Source organism: Streptomyces sp. NPDC088733 (assembly GCF_044751185.1).
Taxonomy (GTDB): domain Bacteria; phylum Actinomycetota; class Actinomycetes; order Streptomycetales; family Streptomycetaceae; genus Actinacidiphila.
Genome location: NZ_JBIVLH010000002.1, coordinates 596,815 through 614,141 on the forward strand (window position 1 = coordinate 596,815; position 17,327 = coordinate 614,141).

General features: G+C 68.1%; 13 protein-coding genes and 2 pseudogenes. 10 read left to right on the forward strand and 5 right to left on the reverse strand.

The features are described 5' to 3' along the window. Window positions 1-14: 14 nt before the first annotated feature. A complete protein-coding gene (locus tag ACIP64_RS05915; protein ID WP_401582334.1) occupies window positions 15-503 on the reverse strand; it encodes a carboxymuconolactone decarboxylase family protein in 489 nt (162 codons plus the stop codon). Between the two features lie 91 nt (window positions 504-594). Between ACIP64_RS05915 and ACIP64_RS05920 the strand changes: the two genes are divergently transcribed. Continuing rightward, window positions 595-1,575 (forward strand): pirin family protein, encoded by a 981-nt coding sequence (locus ACIP64_RS05920; protein WP_401582336.1) that lies wholly within the window; start codon window positions 595-597, stop codon window positions 1,573-1,575. Between the two features lie 494 nt (window positions 1,576-2,069). Here the strand turns inward: ACIP64_RS05920 and ACIP64_RS05925 are convergent. Both ACIP64_RS05925 and ACIP64_RS05930 read right to left on the reverse strand, forming a co-directional pair. After that, window positions 2,070-2,483: pseudogene (locus tag ACIP64_RS05925) on the reverse strand (ISAs1 family transposase); the annotation flags it as partial. 64 nt (window positions 2,484-2,547) lie between these two features. Next, window positions 2,548-4,068: an MDR family MFS transporter gene (locus ACIP64_RS05930; RefSeq protein ID WP_401582339.1), complete on the reverse strand. Its 1,521-nt coding sequence runs from the start codon at window positions 4,066-4,068 to the stop codon at window positions 2,548-2,550. Between the two features lie 259 nt (window positions 4,069-4,327). Here ACIP64_RS05930 and ACIP64_RS05935 point away from each other — a divergent pair. From ACIP64_RS05935 to ACIP64_RS05950, 4 genes and pseudogenes are all read left to right on the forward strand, one after another. Then, a pseudogene (locus ACIP64_RS05935) lies at window positions 4,328-5,569 on the forward strand (ISAs1 family transposase). Between the two features lie 237 nt (window positions 5,570-5,806). Beyond that, window positions 5,807-7,144, forward strand: coding sequence for a dsDNA nuclease domain-containing protein (locus ACIP64_RS05940; protein ID WP_401582341.1), 1,338 nt, complete (start codon window positions 5,807-5,809; stop codon window positions 7,142-7,144). Next, window positions 7,141-7,713, forward strand: coding sequence for a hypothetical protein (locus tag ACIP64_RS05945; RefSeq protein WP_401582343.1), 573 nt, complete (start codon window positions 7,141-7,143; stop codon window positions 7,711-7,713). Before ACIP64_RS05940 ends, ACIP64_RS05945 begins: the two co-directional genes overlap by 4 nt. Further along, window positions 7,713-10,103, forward strand: coding sequence for a hypothetical protein (locus tag ACIP64_RS05950; protein WP_401582346.1), 2,391 nt, complete (start codon window positions 7,713-7,715; stop codon window positions 10,101-10,103). Before ACIP64_RS05945 ends, ACIP64_RS05950 begins: the two co-directional genes overlap by 1 nt. Before the next feature lie 825 nt (window positions 10,104-10,928). Here ACIP64_RS05950 and ACIP64_RS05955 read toward each other — a convergent pair. Further along, window positions 10,929-11,585, reverse strand: coding sequence for a GntR family transcriptional regulator (locus ACIP64_RS05955; RefSeq protein WP_401582348.1), 657 nt, complete (start codon window positions 11,583-11,585; stop codon window positions 10,929-10,931). Between the two features lie 209 nt (window positions 11,586-11,794). On the opposite strand from ACIP64_RS05955, the gene ACIP64_RS05960 reads away from it, so the two are divergent. The 5 genes from ACIP64_RS05960 (at window position 11,795) to ACIP64_RS05980 (ending at window position 16,519) form a co-directional block, all read left to right on the forward strand. Further along, a complete protein-coding gene (locus tag ACIP64_RS05960; RefSeq protein ID WP_401582351.1) occupies window positions 11,795-12,124 on the forward strand; it encodes a hypothetical protein in 330 nt (109 codons plus the stop codon). Next, a complete protein-coding gene (locus ACIP64_RS05965) occupies window positions 12,124-13,488 on the forward strand; it encodes an FtsK/SpoIIIE domain-containing protein (RefSeq protein WP_401582353.1) in 1,365 nt (454 codons plus the stop codon). The genes ACIP64_RS05960 and ACIP64_RS05965 overlap by 1 nt, the downstream gene beginning before the upstream one ends. A gap of 166 nt (window positions 13,489-13,654) precedes the next feature. After that, window positions 13,655-15,040, forward strand: coding sequence for a replication initiator (locus ACIP64_RS05970; RefSeq protein ID WP_401582356.1), 1,386 nt, complete (start codon window positions 13,655-13,657; stop codon window positions 15,038-15,040). Then, entirely contained in the window at window positions 15,033-15,215 is a 183-nt protein-coding gene (locus ACIP64_RS05975) for a helix-turn-helix domain-containing protein (protein WP_401582358.1), read from the forward strand. The genes ACIP64_RS05970 and ACIP64_RS05975 overlap by 8 nt, the downstream gene beginning before the upstream one ends. After that, entirely contained in the window at window positions 15,215-16,519 is a 1,305-nt protein-coding gene (locus tag ACIP64_RS05980; RefSeq protein ID WP_401582360.1) for a tyrosine-type recombinase/integrase, read from the forward strand. The genes ACIP64_RS05975 and ACIP64_RS05980 overlap by 1 nt, the downstream gene beginning before the upstream one ends. A 194-nt stretch (window positions 16,520-16,713) precedes the next feature. On the opposite strand, the gene ACIP64_RS05985 is transcribed toward ACIP64_RS05980, so the two are convergent. Then, on the reverse strand, window positions 16,714-17,325 hold the full coding sequence (locus ACIP64_RS05985) for a hypothetical protein (RefSeq protein ID WP_401582361.1): 612 nt from the start codon (window positions 17,323-17,325) through the stop codon (window positions 16,714-16,716). Window positions 17,326-17,327: the final 2 nt, after the last annotated feature.

Below are 17,327 nucleotides of genomic sequence, written 5' to 3' on the forward strand. Positions count from 1 at the left end.
ATCCCCGGTGGGGGTCACTGCCCGTGCGGGGCGCGGACCGGGTGCTTGCTCATGATGGACACGCGGTTGAACGCGTTGATGGTGATGGCCACCCAGATCACCGCGGAGATCTCGTCGTCGGTCAGCACCTCGCGGGCACCGGCGTAGGCCTGGTCCGCGGCGGCGGTGTCCGCCGGGGTGGTGGTCGCCTCGGCCAGGGCGAGCGCGGCGCGTTCCCGGGGGGTGAAGAGCTCCGTGTCCCGCCAGGCGGGCAGCACGCCCAGCCGCTGCGGGTCCTCGCCGGCGTGCAGCGCGGCCCTGGTGTGGGTGTGCAGGCAGTAGGCGCAGGCGTTGATCTGGGAGACGCGCAGATTGACCAGTTCCACGAGAGAGCGCTCGAGCCCGGCGTCCGCCGCGGCGCCCCGGATCGTCTCGGCGGCGTCCCGCATGGCGCGGTAGGCCTGCGGTGTCTGCTTGTCGATGAATATCCGCCGGCCCTCGGTGGCCTGCGTCACCTCGCTCACCTGGGCTCCTTCGGGGTGCTCTGCGCGTTGTCCTCTACGATCGAGGATGATAGTTGAACGTGGAACTTTGCGCCGAGAGGGGCGTCACACAATGAGCAGTACCGAGGCCGACCTCACCGCACCGCACCCCGAGCCCGGTGCGGAGGGGAACGGGCGTCCCGCGTCGCCGATCGACGTCCTCACCCCGAGGAACGTCCCCCTCGGCGGCCCGCGCGCGATGACCGTGCGCCGGACGCTGCCGCAGCGGGCCCGGTCCTTCATCGGCGCCTGGTGCTTCGCCGACCACTACGGCCCGGACAACGTCGCCGACAGCGGCGGCATGGACGTGGCACCGCACCCCCACACCGGTCTGCAGACCGTCAGCTGGCTCTTCAGCGGCGAGATCGAGCACCGGGACAGCCTGGGCACCCTCGCGTACGTGCGCCCGGGCGAGCTCAACCTGATGACCGGCGGCCACGGCATCTGCCACTCCGAGGTCTCCACGCCCTCGACCACCGTCCTGCACGGCGTCCAGCTGTGGGTGGCGCTGCCCGAGGCCGACCGGAACGCGCCCAGCGCCTTCCAGCACCACGTCCCGCGTCCCGTCGCCCTCGACGGCGGCGAGGCGAGGGTCTTCCTCGGCTCCCTGGCCGGCGACACCTCGCCCGTCCCCACCCACACCCCGCTGCTCGGCGCCGAACTCACGCTGCTCCCGCACGCGACCGTCACCCTCGCCGTCGACCCCGCCTTCGAGCACGGCGTGCTCGTGGACCGGGGCGAGGTGCGGATGGCCGGAACGGCGCTGCGCCCGGCCGAACTCGGCTACCTCGAACCCGGTCACGCGACGCTGACGCTCACCAACACCGGCGACACCCCGGCCCGGGCGGTGCTGCTCGGCGGGACCCCGTTCGGGGAGCAGATCGTGATGTGGTGGAACTTCATCGGCCGATCCAGTGAGGAGATCGTACAGGCGCGAGAAGACTGGGAGAAAGGCGCCTCGCGATTCGGTCAGGTGCAGGGGTACGACGGAGACCGCCTCCCCGCGCCGGAGCTCCCCTCAGTCCCTCTGAAGCCCCGCGGACGGGCGCGCTGATCTGTGAAAACGTCCCGTGAGGGGCGCGCGCGTCATCACTGATCCGGATCGTTTGGATGCCCTGTCCCGCTCCTTGGACGGGGGCGGTTCATGGTCACGTCGGCCATCTGGAGAGCGGCCCGCGACGTCTCGCTGAGTCTCATTGTTCGGACGTGTCTGTCAGGGTCCGATCGGATCGATGCTGACCTTTTGCTGACTGTCCTGATGCAATGTCAGTAAATCTTTTCTTGATCAGTTGACTTGCCGACCGTCGGCGAAAAGGGCCGCGCACCAACTCCAGGACGGCGAGCAGCGAAGCGGGTACGGTCGGGTCCGGAAGCATCGGAGGGTCCCTCCCCGATCCGATGCTTCTTTGCTGTCCCGCTCCGCACTGGCCTGGCGACGCCACATCACCCATCTGAGCGACCGACACGACGATCAACGAAAACGTCGAAAGCCGAGTGACCCAGGGCCCCGGCGAGTGCCTGGATCGTCCGGTTTGATCATGTGATGCCTTAAAGGGCAAGGACGCGGGGGCGCTCGGTTTGGGCTCGTCGTCCGGCGGCGGTGTTGACGTAGCCGGCGAGCTTGAGCGCGCTGCGGATCAGGTCGCGGAGGGCAGCGAGTACGGCGGGCGCGTTGTGGGTCCTGACTTGGGACTTGTCCTCGTTGAAGGTGACATCTCGACACCAGTGGACGGTATTTTCCACGGTCCAGTGCCCGCGAGCCCAGGACGCGATCTCGGCTGCGTTCGCTTCCTCGACGGGCAGGTCGGTGATGGCGTAGACGGTCTCGACGGACCATTTTTTCGCCCCGTAGAGACGGCGACGGCGCTGGATCCGCAGGACCTGGGCCGCGTGCGGGAAGAGCCGGCCCTCGACGGTGACGACCTGCACGAGCCGTTGCTCGTGACGGCCGTGGCCCCGGGCTCGCCGGACCCTGAGCAGGTCCACGATTAGTTCGGTGATCTGCTCCTCTGGTATAGGTCCACGATCATCTGGATGAGCTATTTCCCAACGCATCGCCCCCTCCTCTCTCTAGATTAGTCCCTTTCCCGCCGCCCTGCGTTCTTCGCCGCCGCAGAGGCAACTCCCGAACTCTCAGCGCTATCAACGAGGCCACAAAGGCCACCATAGCCCCGCTTACGAAGACGTGATGCAAGGCTGATTCAGATGCCCTCGCGAACTCCACCCGCAGCTGAGGTTCCACTGAAGCCAAATCGCTTCCCGCAATACCAGCCCCCTTTTCAGAGAAGCGATCGACGGCATCTGTCGAAACACTCTTGCGTAAGCCGTCTACGAGAACATTCGAGTAGATCGCACCAAGCACGGAGACTCCGAATGAGGCCCCGATGGTGCGGCTGAAGGTAGTCGTTGAAGTTGCAACCCCGAGATCCTCCGGTGCCGCCGCATTCTGTGCTGCCAGAACCAGCACCGAACTGTTCATCCCGAGGCCGGCGCCGATGACCACCAACGTTACGGCCAGTAAGGCATACGAGGTCGTCGCGCCCTGAAAGGAGAAGGAGAGCAGACCGCACCCGAGGAGGAAAGTACCGGTGACCGGAAGCCTACGGTAGTGGCCCGTCGCTGAGATAAACCGGCCGCAAAGCGCGGACGAAAGCCCCCAGGCCAGCCACATCGGAATCATCCGCAACCCCGATGCGGTCGGTGTCGCACCGTGGACGGTCTGCAGGAACAGTGGCACGAACGTGGTCCCGCCCAGGGTTGCGAAGCCAGCAACGAATGCAAGCGGGGTGGTCAGCCGGATCACCTCGTTGCGAAAGAGACGCAAGGGCAAGACCGGCTCCGGGGACCTGCTCTCGATGAAGAAGAAGCACGTCAGCAGCAGCGCCGCAGCACCAGCGAGGCACAGCAACTCCGGCGATCCCCAGGGGAACGTGTTGCCGCCCCAACTGACCACGAGAACCAAAGCGGTGACGCCGGAAGAAAGCAGCCCCGCACCAAGCCAGTCGATGTGCCGTGCCTGCCGACGGTGTGGAGTTGCAGTCAGCCTGATGGTGAGGGTAAGCAGTGCGACAGCACAGACCGGGACGTTGATGTAAAAGACCCAGCGCCAACCGAGGTGCTGGGTCAGGAACCCGCCGATCAGCGGGCCAGTGATAGTAGCCAGTGCGAAGGACGACTGCATGTATCCCTGGTAGGGCCCCCGCTCGGCCGGGGGGATCAGGTCTCCGATGATAGCCTGCGAGTTGACGATCATGCCGCTTGCGCCGATGCCCTGCAGCGCCCGGAAGAACACGAGTTCGGTCATTCCATGAGCAACGCCACATAACAAGGAACCGACCAGAAATGCGGCCAGAGCAAACTGCATGAGCCGTTTTCTGCCGAAGAGATCTCCAAGCTTTCCGTGCAATGGCGTCGACACGCTGATCGAGAGCACATACGCCGTCACTACCCACGATAAGTGGGTCAGGCCGCCGAGATCCGAAACAATGGAGGGAAGTGAGGTGGCGACGACAGTCTGATCAAGCGCTGCAACGAAGCTTGCAAGCATCAGCCCCGGGAAGACGATGCGCGCTTCGGGGCCCAGCCCCGCCCTCCCACTTGGCGATCCCGCCAAACCGGCCCCCCGCGAAGACGATGACGAAGACAGGATAATCAGGTATTCAACCGTAGCCTGCCGTCCAGGACCCGGGGAGTGCCTGGATCGTCCTGGCCTGGAGTGTTGATGTCGGTGGTGGGCCCCGGAAGCAGGTGAACACGGCACCTGTGGATCATGTAGTTCTCTACGCTGCAAGATCCACGAAGGTGCCGTGTTCGTTCCTCCAGCATCCCCTGTCGCTGTCTCCGTGCCTCATGCACCCTGCCTGGAAGCCCTCGGCGAGGGTGCCGCCAAGGGGCAAGTCCACTGCCTGGTCGCCGAGTTCGAGTCGGTCACCGATCCGAGAGGGGCTTGCGGAGTGCGGTACCGGCTCTCTTCGCTGCTGGCCCTGGTGGTCTGCGCGATGACCCCGTCCGGCCACGACTCGATCACCGCGGCGGCGGAGTGGTGCCGACGTGCGACGCCGAAGGAACTGGCGGCCTTCGGTCTGCCCCACCACCCACTCCTTGGCCGCTACCGGGTGCCGAGCGAGAAGACCCTGCGCAGCGTCCTGGGGCGGCTCGATCCCGGTGAGATCGGCGCGGCCGGTTACGACTACCTTCGGCCTCAGCTGTCCACACAGCCGCGCCGGCCGGAGCCGGTGATGCCCGACGGTGGCACCGAGCGTGAACAGCGCCGGGCCCACCGGGCGGCCGCCCGTGCCGAGCCGGTACGACTGCGGCGGCGGGCGATCGCGGTGGACGGCAAGTGCCTGCGTGGCGCGAGGCGCCCGGACGGTAGCCGGGTCTTCGTCCTGTCCGCCGTGCGTCACGGCGACGGTGTCACTCTCGCCTCCCGCGAGATCGGCGCGAAGACCAACGAAATCCCCGAGTTCGCACCTCTCCTCGACCAGATCGACGACGCGGATCTCGCGGGGGCGGTCGTTACCGCCCACGCCCAACGCGACCACGCCACCTAGCTGCGCGAACGCGGCGCTCACTACCTGCTGACCATCAAGAACAACCAGCGCGGTCAGGCCCGTCAACTCCACGCCCTGCCCTGGAAGGAGATCCCCGTGATCCACCGCGACGACGCCCGGGGCCACGGCCGTCACGAGCAACGGCTCGTGCAGGTCGTCACCGTCGAGGGCCTGCTCTTCCCGCACGCGGCCCAGGTCCTGCGGATCCAGCGCCGTCGCCGTCTCTACGGGGCGAAAAAATGGTCCGTCGAGGAAGCGAACGCAGCCGAGATCGCGTCCTGGGCTCGCGGGCACTGGACCGTGGAAAATACCGTCCACTGGTGTCGAGATGTCACCTTCAACGAGGACAAGTCCCAAGTCAGGACCCACAACGCGCCCGCCGTACTCGCTGCCCTCCGCGACCTGATCCGCAGCGCGCTCAAGCTCGCCGGCTACGTCAACACCGCCGCCGGACGACGAGCCCAAACCGAGCGCCCCCGCGTCCTTGCCCTTTAAGGCATCACATGATCAAACCGGACGATCCAGGCACTCGCCGGGGCCCTGGCCGAGTCGGGGATCGTGGGGGGCGCTGCGATTTGCCGTACTTCCGGTGCGCAGAATCGTTACGGTAACGGCTGTGATCAATCGATTACATACCGCATGAGCCTTGTGGTAGTCCTGGGTTTCTTCCACCCTTACGGCCGCCCTGGCCGACGCGGGGCCGGTTGAGGGGCAGGGGGCGCGGTGGTCGACGTGGCAGTCGAGACGGCAGGGAGCCGGGAGGGGTTCGAGCATCCGATCTTTCGGCTTGCGCCGAAGGAGGACGACGGCTCCAGGACATCGGGCCTGTACCGCTACCAGGCGGAGGTCGCGGCGCGTTTTTGCCTGGCGATGCTCACGCAGGAGAGCGTCGACTACATCGTCTGCGAATGGCACGAGGACTTCGTGATCGCCTTCTGCGACGGTGCGGTCGAGCTGGTCTCGGTCAAGCACCGCCAGCACGATCAGGGCCCTTGGACGTTGAGTCAGCTGTTTCAGGACGGGGGTCTTGCCCACTTGTTCGATCGCTGGGTGGGCTGCGATCGCGCAAGCAACGTGCGTCTGCGTCTGTTCACCAATGCTGCGCTGAAGCCAGCCAGGGAAAACGCGCGTGGCCTTGCCAGGATGTGCGGCCCGCAGCCGCCGCTCACCGAGGGCAGCGACGCGATGGTGAAGAACGTGGCAAGGCAACTGCTGAAGGTCCGGTGGAAGCAGCCGTACGACAACATTCCCGAGACGCCCCAGGTGAACGTTACTGACATCATCTTTCCCGAGGGCTTCCTCGACCAGGTCAGTGGCTTCCTGGCGGTACTGGCCATCGACCACGACCAGTCCGCGAATCACTCGATCACGGACACCAACATCCAGCAGTTCCTGCTGCCAGCCATCGCCAGCCTCGAACTGGTCGACGTGGACACCGAGAGCACCTACCGGGATCTGGTCAATCGCATCGAGAAGGCGAACCGGGACGAGAGTGACCGCGGGCAGCTCGCCTCCTACATCGTCGACCCTGCCCGGGTCCTGAACAACAAACAGATGTCCGCACGCATCGCCAGGCGCAGGCTGCGCCGCGCCACCGTCCTGGACGGGTTCGCCTACCTGCGCACCGTTGTGCCGACGTACGTGCGCGGCCAGGTGCCGATCAAGGCCCCCGGAGGCACGAGGCTGGGGCGCAAGCTTGCCCACGGCCAGGTGCCCTCGGACGAGGCTGCCCACGCTGAACGGCTGCGCTCAGCGTGGTATGTGACCTGGTCCCAGCAGCGCTCGGGCCTAGTAGGAGATGCCGCAGACCTGGAGAACCTGAGCCTTGAGGTGACCGACACCGCTTTCGAGTGCCGTGGAAGAGCAGAGCAGGAAACTGAGCCCGGCACGGCGTACGGCCGGCGGATGAATCAGCTCCTCATCCAGTACCTGACTCCCGAGACGGTGGCAGCAACGCCCCCGTTCAAGGTCAACAAGCAGCATCTTCGCGGCCTGGCTTACCAGCTGGCCGACGAGTGCCACTTCTACTTCTCCGAGCCGTTCGACGCCTCCGCCGAGGGCGCCCCGTGACCAACAGCACCGAGCAGGCCGCGGCCGCTAGACGGATCAGGACCGAGGGCCGCCAGGAGGAACAGCGTGAATCTCACTACCACGAGGCTCGCGTGCTGCTGCTGATCAGCCAGTTCACCACGGCGAAGAAGGGTCTGGACGGCCTGACGAAGCTGGCCAAGCTCGACTTCCTGCTCCGCTATCCAGCCCTGCTCGAACGCCTCCTCAACGAGCGGAACCTGTCCTGGCCCCCAGGTGCGGAGCCCACGGGATTCGAGCGGATCGCCGTGGAGAGCCGCATGACCCGCTACAAATACGGCCCCTGGGACCAGCGCTACTACAGCGTCCTTGGCTCTCTTGCCGCCCGTGGGCTGATCACCTATGCCGGAGGCGGCCGTGCCGAGTTCCGCGTTACCGCCACGGGGGCGATCGCCGCTGACACCCTCGCCTTAACCGACGAGTGGGCTGTCGTTGCCGTGCGGATCACCCTGCTGAAAAAGCACTTCAACAAGACCGAGTCAGCCCTGAAGACCCTCATCTACGAACGCCTGCCCGACGCGGTGGACAGGCCCTGGCGGACGGAAATCTGATGGCAGTCCACGTCCGCTTCCTCTCCCTGACGGTCACCACCGCTACTGCGGAGAAGACCTACCGGTTCAACCAGCCGGCCACCGTCATCAGCGGAGCCAGCGGCTCCGGCAAATCCAGCCTGCTCATGCTGCTCAAGCACACCATCGGCGGGTCCGCCCGGCTGACGACCACCGTGCGCGACCACGTCCACTCGGTGCGCGCCGACGTCGTCATGGGCACTCAGCACATGATCCTCAAACGGACCATCAGCGACGAGCGCTCCGACCACGTCGACATCCTCGACCCCGACACCCTGACGCTGCTCCACAGCCTCGCTGTGCGGTCCGCCAACCGACGCGAGACGCTCTCGGACTACCTCCTGCAGGCCACCGGTTTCCCCCGCGCCTCCATCCCGAGCACCCGCGACGGGAACGCGCAGTCGCTGGACCTGACGTTCAGCAACCTGTTTGCCTACACGTACATGGAGGCCCACAACATCGACAGGGAGGTCGTGGGCCACCGCGACACCTGGTTCAACCGCAAGCGCAAAGAGCTGTTCAAGCTCATGTTCACGCTGACCGATAGCGCCCTTATGGAACTGCGGCTAGCCAAGGGCCTGCTGGACGAGCAGCTGAAGAAAAAGAAGGCCGAGTACGCGAACGTCACTCAGTTCCTGCAAGCCTCCGACTCCCGAAGCGAGGAGGAACTGCGGGCTGAGCTCACCAGCCTGCGCGACATGCTCGGTCGGGCCGAGAGCACCCTGTCCTCCCTCCGGTTCGAGCTGGAGGACAATGCGGCAGCGGACACCGTCCTGCGCCAGGACCTGGGACAGGCGGTCGACGCGGCCCGCGACGCCGCCCAGGAAGTCCTCGGCGCCCGCGATCTGGTCGAAGCGCGAGCCGCGGTGGTCGCCCAGGTGACCCTGGACCTCGCCCGCCTGGAACGGTCCTCCACCGCCATCGACCTGCTCTCCCCCTTCGACTTCGTCGTCTGCCCGCGCTGCATGCAGCGCCTGGAGAACAGGCCCGTCCCCGCCGACCACTGCGTCGTGTGCCTGCAGCCTGATCCGCGCGACGCCGACGTCGACCCCGTCGTCGTACAGCAGACCCGCACAGCGCTGGAGGAACAACTTCAGGACGCCCGTGCAGTCCAGGACGCCGACGTGCAGGTCCTGCAACGTGCACAAGAGTTCGCCGAGCAGGCCGACTTCCGTGCCACCACCCTGCGCCGCCAGCTCGATGCGCTGACCCGGGACACGATCGCACCCCGCTTCGAGGCGATCGCGCAGTCCAGCGCCCGAGTGGCCACGCTCAAAGCGACCATCGACGCAGTGGCACAGCTACGCGACTTCTGGACCCGCGCCCGCTCGATCAACCAGACCGTCCGCGATATCACGGAGGTTCCCCGGGAGATGCTGGAGGCGGCGAAGGCAGTCCCGCCTCCGGAATCCGCGCCGCATTTCGTTTCCGTGGCAGACTTCCTGCCCGAGGGCGACCCGCTGGCCCCGCTGACCGCGCGTGCGGGGCGCCGGATCGGGGCCGGGCAGGTGGCCGACCTGGCCCATCGGGTCCACGGTCTGCGGCTGGCCGACGACGTGGTGTACGGCAAGGACCTGATCGGCCCGGCCCTGCGGGAGTTGCGGGCCGCAGTGCAGCTGTACCGGGAGGGCACCCACACCGAGGAGGTAGGGCGCGAACTCCTGCGGGCCATCGGTGAGTTGGCGCAGATCGCCGGGTGGGTGGCCTCGGATGCGGGCGAGCACGCCGAGGCTGAGCGGACCTACCGGCTCGGGATGAGCGCTGCCCGTGCGGCGGGAGACGGGGTGCTGTCCGGGAACGTGGCGGGCTCGCTGGCCTACCAGTGGAGCAACACCGGCCGCACCACGGACGCGGTGGCCCTGGCCCGCGCCGCACTGGAGGACGCCGGTCCGGACGCCCCGCCCAGGGCACGCGCGCTGTACCTGGACCGGGTGGCCTGGGCACACACCCGCGCCGGACAGGACCGCGAGGCAATGGCCACTCTCGGGGAGGCGGGCGAGGCCCTGGCGGGGGACTCGGCCGGTACCGAATCGCCGTCGTACCTGTACTGGGTGGATGCCGGGGAGCTGCGGGTCATGGAGGCCCGCGTCTACACCGAACTGCGCCGCCCGCTGCGCGCCGTACCCCTGCTGACCGAGGTACTCGGCCGCTACGACGCCAGCCACGCCCGCGAGTTGGCGCTGTACCTATCCTGGCTGGCCGTAGCCTATGCCGACGCCAACGAGCCCGAAACCGCAGCCGGGAAAGCGAGCCGCATGCTCGCCCTCGGACAGAGCGGCAGTCAGCGGACAGCCGAGCGCACCCGGATCGTCCTGGACCGCCTGGAGGCCTTCCGCGACGTGCCCGAGGTCGCCGAACTGCTCGCGTCCTGACCGTATCCGGTGCGCCTGGCGTGCAAGGGTCCGTCCCACTGGCCAGAGCCGCTGCCCGCGGCAGACTCCGGGCCTGAGCGGGGGTGGGTCCCTCGTCGGTCGGGCAGCTTCGCCGGACCAGGGTTCTCCGGGGGCCGCCAAGGCTCACACCGTGACGCTCGCGCTTGGCCTTGGCGGCCCCCGGGGGTTCCTGGTACGCCTCCGGTGACCGGCCGACGAGGGATTCACCCCCGCGACCCGCCACTCTCAACCACGACGAACCCGCGCCTGGGGCTCGACCCTCCGGCCCCTCGGAGGGAGGGCAAGTCTGTCAGCTCTGGCCCCGGCCCCAGGCCGAGGTGCTGCCGCCCGGCATCTCCGCCCGGGGCGAGCCGTCCGCCAACCTTGGGCAGCGAGCAGGCGACAGCGGCCCCACTGTGGGCATCACGGCGACCATCAGCGCCGTAGGTGATCCCGCGTCAGGACGGTTACACCGGGGGCCTCTGGTCTCCCGATCACGTCTTTCTGCGCGGCATGGCCGGGGTGGGCAAGCGGGGCGGCGACGTAGCGGCCGGCCCCGGCCCGGCCGCGCGCGACCCGCGCAAGCGGGTCGCCTTGATCTCGTAGAGAAACTTTGGACGCAACTCCATTACCGCTGCGCCCGACGGGACTTCGAACCGCCCGACCCATGCCGCCGACCGCCGAGCACACTGCCCACGGGCAGGCACACGGCACAGCCCAGGCGGAAGATCACCGGCCCTGCCCTGCCGGGATGGCGCCCGGGACTGCGGCTGACAGGGCAACTACGGTCCTTGACCTCGCTGTTCGAGAGGCGGTGCGGGATATTCAGCCGGTCTTGCGGCCGGGGGCCTTCCGGGTCTTGCTGGCTTCGAGGGTCTCGACGCGCTCGCGAAGTTCCGCGATCTGTTCCAGGGCCCCGGTGAGTGCGCCTTCCAGGGCCTCGACGCGCGACCGTGTGGCAGCGTCGCCGCCGGCACCTTCCGGTGGGGATGTGCGCTGGGCGAGCAGGGCGGTCATCTTCGGGTGGTGGGCGTGCTGGACGTGGATGTCCAGGCTGCGGCCGGTCTCGTCCGGGGTGAGCCACTGCTGCTGGGCCAGCAGGGTCAGGGCGGTGTCGATCACGGTGAGCGAGGTGCCGAACTGTTCGGCGAGGGTTTCGCGGGACGGGAGGAGGCTGCCGGGGGTGAGCGTGCCGGTGCGGATCTGCTGTTCCAGTGCGGTGGCGACCGTGCGGAAGGCGTCCTCGGTGTCCTTCTTCTGGGAGACGAAGGCCCCTTTGCCGGGGCGGGAGACGGCCCAGCCCTCCTCGCGGAGCAGGGACATGGCTTTCTGCACGGTGAGGCTGGAGGCGCCGTACTGCTTCATGAGCTGGCTCTGCGAGGGCAGCGGTGCCCCCGGGGACAGGGCCGCTTCGCGGATCTGCTGTCTGAGGTCTTCGGCGATGCGCTCGTAGTTCAGCAGGGTGCCGTCGGGCTGCGACACGGCTCCACCTCCACACTCTCTCGATCGCTCTCACGGGTTCCAGGCTCCGGGGTCTCGGGGCCGATCCGGTCAGGGTACCGGCGGTGTGGATGGGGTGGGAACCGATGAGATAGGGATGGGCATGGATGGGGTCGGATGGGGTGTGCTACTGTTCCCGAACCCGACCACCCCGGCGGGCACACCAACCCCCTCCCACCAGGAGTCCACCCATGCGTTCTCTTCCGATCGACACCACCGCCATGCACGCCATGCTCGGCACCCTGCGCCCCAAGGTGAAGGACTTCGCCACCGGCGAGATCGCCACCGACAAGGACACCGGCGCCCCGCTCGTGGTCGCCGACGTCATGGTCGTCCTCGACGGCCGCGCCGAAATGCTCCAGGTCACCGTCCCGGAGACCGGTATCACCAAGGGCATCAAGCCCGGCGCGACCATCACGTTCACCGCCCTGACCGCCTCGGCCTGGGAGAACACCTTCAACGGGCAGATGCGCCACGGGATCGCCTTCCGCGCCACCGCCCTCACCGCGAAGGCCGCCTGATGACCACCCTTCACGCCCTCCCGAATCCGGCGGCCGTGATGTGGTGGCTCCTCATACCCCTGGCGGCCCTGATCACCGGGCGGGTGCTGTTCACCGGCGTCCGCTGGATACGGGCCGACACCGAGACCCGCGTCAGCCTCCGGCAGGCCCGCCGTATCCGCCGCACCTGGCGCAGGCTCGCCCCCATGGCCGAACTCGCGGTCAAGGACCCCACTCCCACCCAGCTCCAGCAACTCCACAGCGACGGAACCCCGGCTCCGGCCAAGGTCCGCATCCCGCGCATCACGACCCGCGCGGACACCTTCGGCGTCACCGTCACCGCCACCGCACTGCCCCGCGTCGGACTGGAAGCCTGGCAGGACGCCGCCGACGACCTGTGCAACGGCTGGGGCATGCACCGGGTCAAGGTCACCCAGCCCCGGCCCGGCACCATCACCGCCCGGGGATTCCGCCGCGAACCCCTCGACACCCTCATCCCCTCACCCCTGCTCCACCACGACGGCACCCTCGCCCCCGCCCCCGGCACCCTCACCTCCGGTGATGATGTGCTGCTCGGGTGGGACGAGGACGGCACACCCGTCAAGGCCAATCTCGCCACCGGCGCGCACGGCCTCATCGCCGGAGTCACCCGCTCCGGCAAATCGATCACCGTCAACACCCTCCTGGCGTCCGCATCGTTGATGCGCGACGTCCGCCTGGTGGTGATCGACCCCAACCTCGCCGCCGCCGCACCCTGGTGGCGCACCGCACACCAGGTTTGCTCGGCCACTCACCCCGACGAGGCCACTGAAATCCTGGCTGAGGTGCGGGCAGAGATGCGGCGGCGCGAGGCACTGTTCTGGTCCGCGCGCACCGACCGGATCACCGCCTTCAGTAAGGACCTGCCTCTGCTGCTGGTGGTCATCGACGAGGTCGCCAACTACACCCGCCACGCCGACCGCAAGGCCCGTGAGCGGTTCGAGGCCGAGTTGCTGGCCATCGCCAGCCAGGGCGCGAAGTTCGGTGTGCGGCTCTGGCTGATCACCCAGAAGCCCTCCGCCGACGTGCTCTCGACCGCGATGCGTACCAACCTCTCCGCGCGGATCTGCCACCGCGTCGACACCGTCGAAGACTTCCTCCATCTCTTCCCCGACGGACGCGACCTGGAAGTCACCGCCGCCGACCGTGAACTCCCCGCCGGTGTCGCCATCGCCGCCATCGGCGCCATGCGCACCCCGGTACGGATGCGCTCGGTCTACCTGCCCACCGAAGCCTGCTGGCAGATCAGCGAAACCCTCTGCCACGCAGGCCACCAAATCCGCAACCTCCCCACCAGCACCAGCCCCGCCACGGGCGGCGCGGGCCTCGGTAAGGCCACCGGCTGATGCCCCCGCTCCATACACCCCCGGTGAGCAGATCCCGGCGGGATGCGCCCCGCACCAGCAGCCCCACCCCCGGCAGGGGCGCCACCACCCGGTCCTGCCCCTGCCGGGGTCCCCCACCCACCCCTCGACGGCACCCCGCGCGCCGTCCGCCGAGAGGCCATGCCCCATGCCCACCAACCCCCAGCAGCAGCCCGATTCTCTGCCCGGCGCCTTCGCCCCCGGACTGCGACCCGGCGACCTGGAAAAGCTCGCCATCGGCGGACACCTGCCCGGAATCGTCCGCCAGTTGACGACGCTCGGCGGATGCGCCCGACCGATACGCCTGGACGGCTACCGCACCGAGGTCGACTCCGCCACCGGGCTGATCCTGCGCCACCTCGACTCCCGCGAAATGCCCGCCGGCTGCCTCCTGGTCCGCTGCGGCAACCGCCGCACCACCCGCTGCCCCTCCTGCGCCGAGATCTACCGCCACGACACCTACCAGCTCATCGCCGCCGGACTACGCGGCGGCAAAACCGTCCCCACCACCATCACCCAGCATCCCCGCGTCTTCGCGACCTTCACCGCCCCCTCCTTCGGCCCCGTCCACAACCGCCCCAGCGGTGAAACGAAGCGGGATCGGCGGTGCCGCTGCGGACGCACCCACGCCGAGGGCGACCCGCTGCTCGGCTCACCACTGGACCCCGACCGCTACGACTACCGGGGCGCGGTGCTGTGGAACGCCCACGCCCCGGCCCTGTGGTCCCGCTTCATGCTCCACATGCGCCGCGCCATCGCCAGGGCTGCCGGGCTCACCCAGCGCAGCCTGTCCTCCGCCGCGAAAATCTCCTACGCCAAAGTCGCCGAATACCAGCGGCGCGGCCTGGTCCACTTCCACGCCGTCATCCGCCTCGACGGACCCGACGGCAGCGCGACACCCCCGCCCGCCTGGGCTTCGACCGAACTCCTCACCGATGCCATCCACACCGCAGCCACCCGAACCCGCGTGGCCGGACCGGAACTCGACGGCGCCACCTGGTCCTTCGCCTTCGGTACACAGCTCGACGTGCGTCCCATCCGCAGCGGCGACTTCCAGGCGGGCACCCCGGTCACCGAGCGGGCCGTGGCCGCCTACATCGCCAAATACGCCACCAAGGGAGCCGAAGGCGCCACCGGCACCCTCGACCGGCGCCTGCGCCTGATCGGCGAACTCCACGCATTCGACATACCCCCGCACGCCGAACGCATGATCCGCACCGCCTGGGACCTCGGCGCACGCCGCGACCTCGCGGACCTCAAGCTCCGGGCCTGGGCGCACATGCTCGGCTTCCGGGGCCACTTCTCCACCAAAACCCGCCAGTACTCCACCACCCTCGCCGAACTCCGCCAAGCCCGCGCCGACTACCAACGCACCCAGACCGGAGCCCCGACCACCGGTCCGGACGCAGAGTCGACGCTGACCCTCACGCACTGGGCCTTCTCCGGCATCGGCCTCACCCCCGAACTCGCCCGCCTCGCCACCGCCCTGACACCACCGCCCGGACCTCGGGCACCGGCGGCCACCCATGGCTGACGACGAACTCCTCACCGTCCCCGAAGTCATGGCCCGCCTCAAGATCAGCCGCTCCACCGTCTACGACCTCATCCGCACCCGCCAACTCCCCTCCCTCACTATCGGCCGCGCCCGCCGCATCCCCACCCACGCCCTCACCACCTACCTCCACCACCTCGAACAGGAAGCCGCCTGATGACCACCCCGAACCCCGCCTCCCGCCGCACCCGCGCCAACGGCGACGGCACCATCTACCAACGCAAAGACGGCCGCTGGGAAGCCGCCGGATACGTCCTCGCCGCCGGCGGCACCCGCAAACGCATCCGCGTCTACGGCACCACCCGCAAGGAAGCCGCCGACAAACTCACCGAAGCTGTGGCCGTCAGCAACCGCGGTCTGCCCACCCGCATCAGCGACACCACCGTGGCCCAGTACCTCACCTACTGGCTCGACACCATCGCCGTCCACCGCCTGCGCGCCACCACGCACGCCCGCTACACCACCGTCGCCCGCCTCCACTTGCTCCCCGCGCTCGGCCCCAAGAAGCTCCACCGGCTCACCATCGCCGACGTACGCGGCTGGCTGCACCAGCTCCGCGCCGCCTGCCAGTGCTGCACACGCGGCACCGACGCCGCCCGACACCCCGACCCCAAACACCCCAACCAGCGGCCCCGCTGCTGCGCGATCGGCCAGTGCTGCGGCAAACGCCTCTCCCCCCGCACCCTGCAGTACGTCCACGCCGTCCTCAACTCCGCACTCCAGCAAGCCGTCCGAGACGAACGCGTCGAACGCAACGTCGCCCGCCAAGTCCAAGTCGGACAGATACGCCACCGCCGCTTCGAACCCCTCACCGCCACCGAAGCCCGCCGCTTCCTCCAGGCAGCACGAACCGACCGGCTCCACGCCCTGTTCGAACTCGCCCTCCGCACCGGCCTACGACGCGGTGAACTCCTCGGCCTGACCTGGCACGACCTCGACACCGAAGGCCGCACCCTGAACATCCGCCGCACCCTCCAGAACGCCCCCAACGGCGGCACCGCCCTCTACCCCACCAAAACCCGCGCCGCCGAACGCCGCATCGCCCTCCCCACCGCCTGCCTCACCGCCCTCGCCCAGCACCGCCAGACACAGGACACCGAACGCCAAACCGCCGGAGACAGGTGGGAAGAGCGAAACCTGATCTTCACCACGCCCAGCGGCAACCCGCTCGACCCCGGCGGTGTCACCCAGCACTTCCGCACCCTCCTCGGCCACGCCGGACTCCGCCGAACCCGTTTCCACGACCTGCGCCACACCTGCGCCACCCTGCTCCTCGAACAGGGCGTCGAACTGGTCACCATCAAAGAACTCCTCGGCCACGCCCACATCGCCGTCACCGCCGAGGTCTACGCCCACGTCCGACTCCGCCTCCAACACCAAGCCATCGACCGCCTCGGAGACGCTCTCCGCGAACCCGCCGAAAGCGATAATCCGCCCCTTACCAAAGCGCCCGTCGGCTGACCGACAGCCCCGGAGGACCGGAGCCCCGACCGAGACTGCCTCGGTCGGGGCTTCTTCGTCCGCTGACGTTGCCGTCAGCGTTGCCGTCAAACACCACAGGAGCCCCACCGAAGGATCGCTTCGGCGGGGCTCCTATTTCCTGCGAGGCGCAACTCACGGGGAGAGACCATACGGTCGCATCCCTTTATTATCGATTAGATCGCGATATCGAATCCCAGCGCACTCGAGTATCGACTCGCCCACCCCTTGGCTGACGCCAGAACGTCCATAGCTCTACCATTTGCCAGGCGAATCGGTCCCTCTTTTAGCTGTCCCTGGATTCGGGACTCCAAGTCGGAGTCACCAATATCACGAGCCAACACCAGAGCCTGCACCAGGCGAGCCGGATAATTAGCGACGGGAAGCCATGAATAAAGGTTCCCTCGGCGCACATCCTCGGACGACGACAGCAATTCACACAGGTCGGTCCGGTCGGCTACGAACTGAACTGCTCGACCCAGTCCCTCCCGAAGAAACTCCTCCAGCAAGCTGTCGGCTGCCTGTGGCCATGGCATCTCGTTACTCGAACTGCGAATTGGAACGGACATGCGCCCGTACTTCTCCAGGGCCGAGCCGAACTTGGCATCGCCCACGTTCATGTGCCAGACCAGCAACCCTGCAGCATCCTTGGAGAGCCACCCGAGGTACGCCAGCCCTTCGGACTCCCAGCGCGCCTCACCCTTTCGCGACACATCAGCATCGGAAGAGACAACGCCGAGCTCCATGGCCGAACGCAGCACGGCCGTCGCGGTCAGCAGCTTAGCCATCC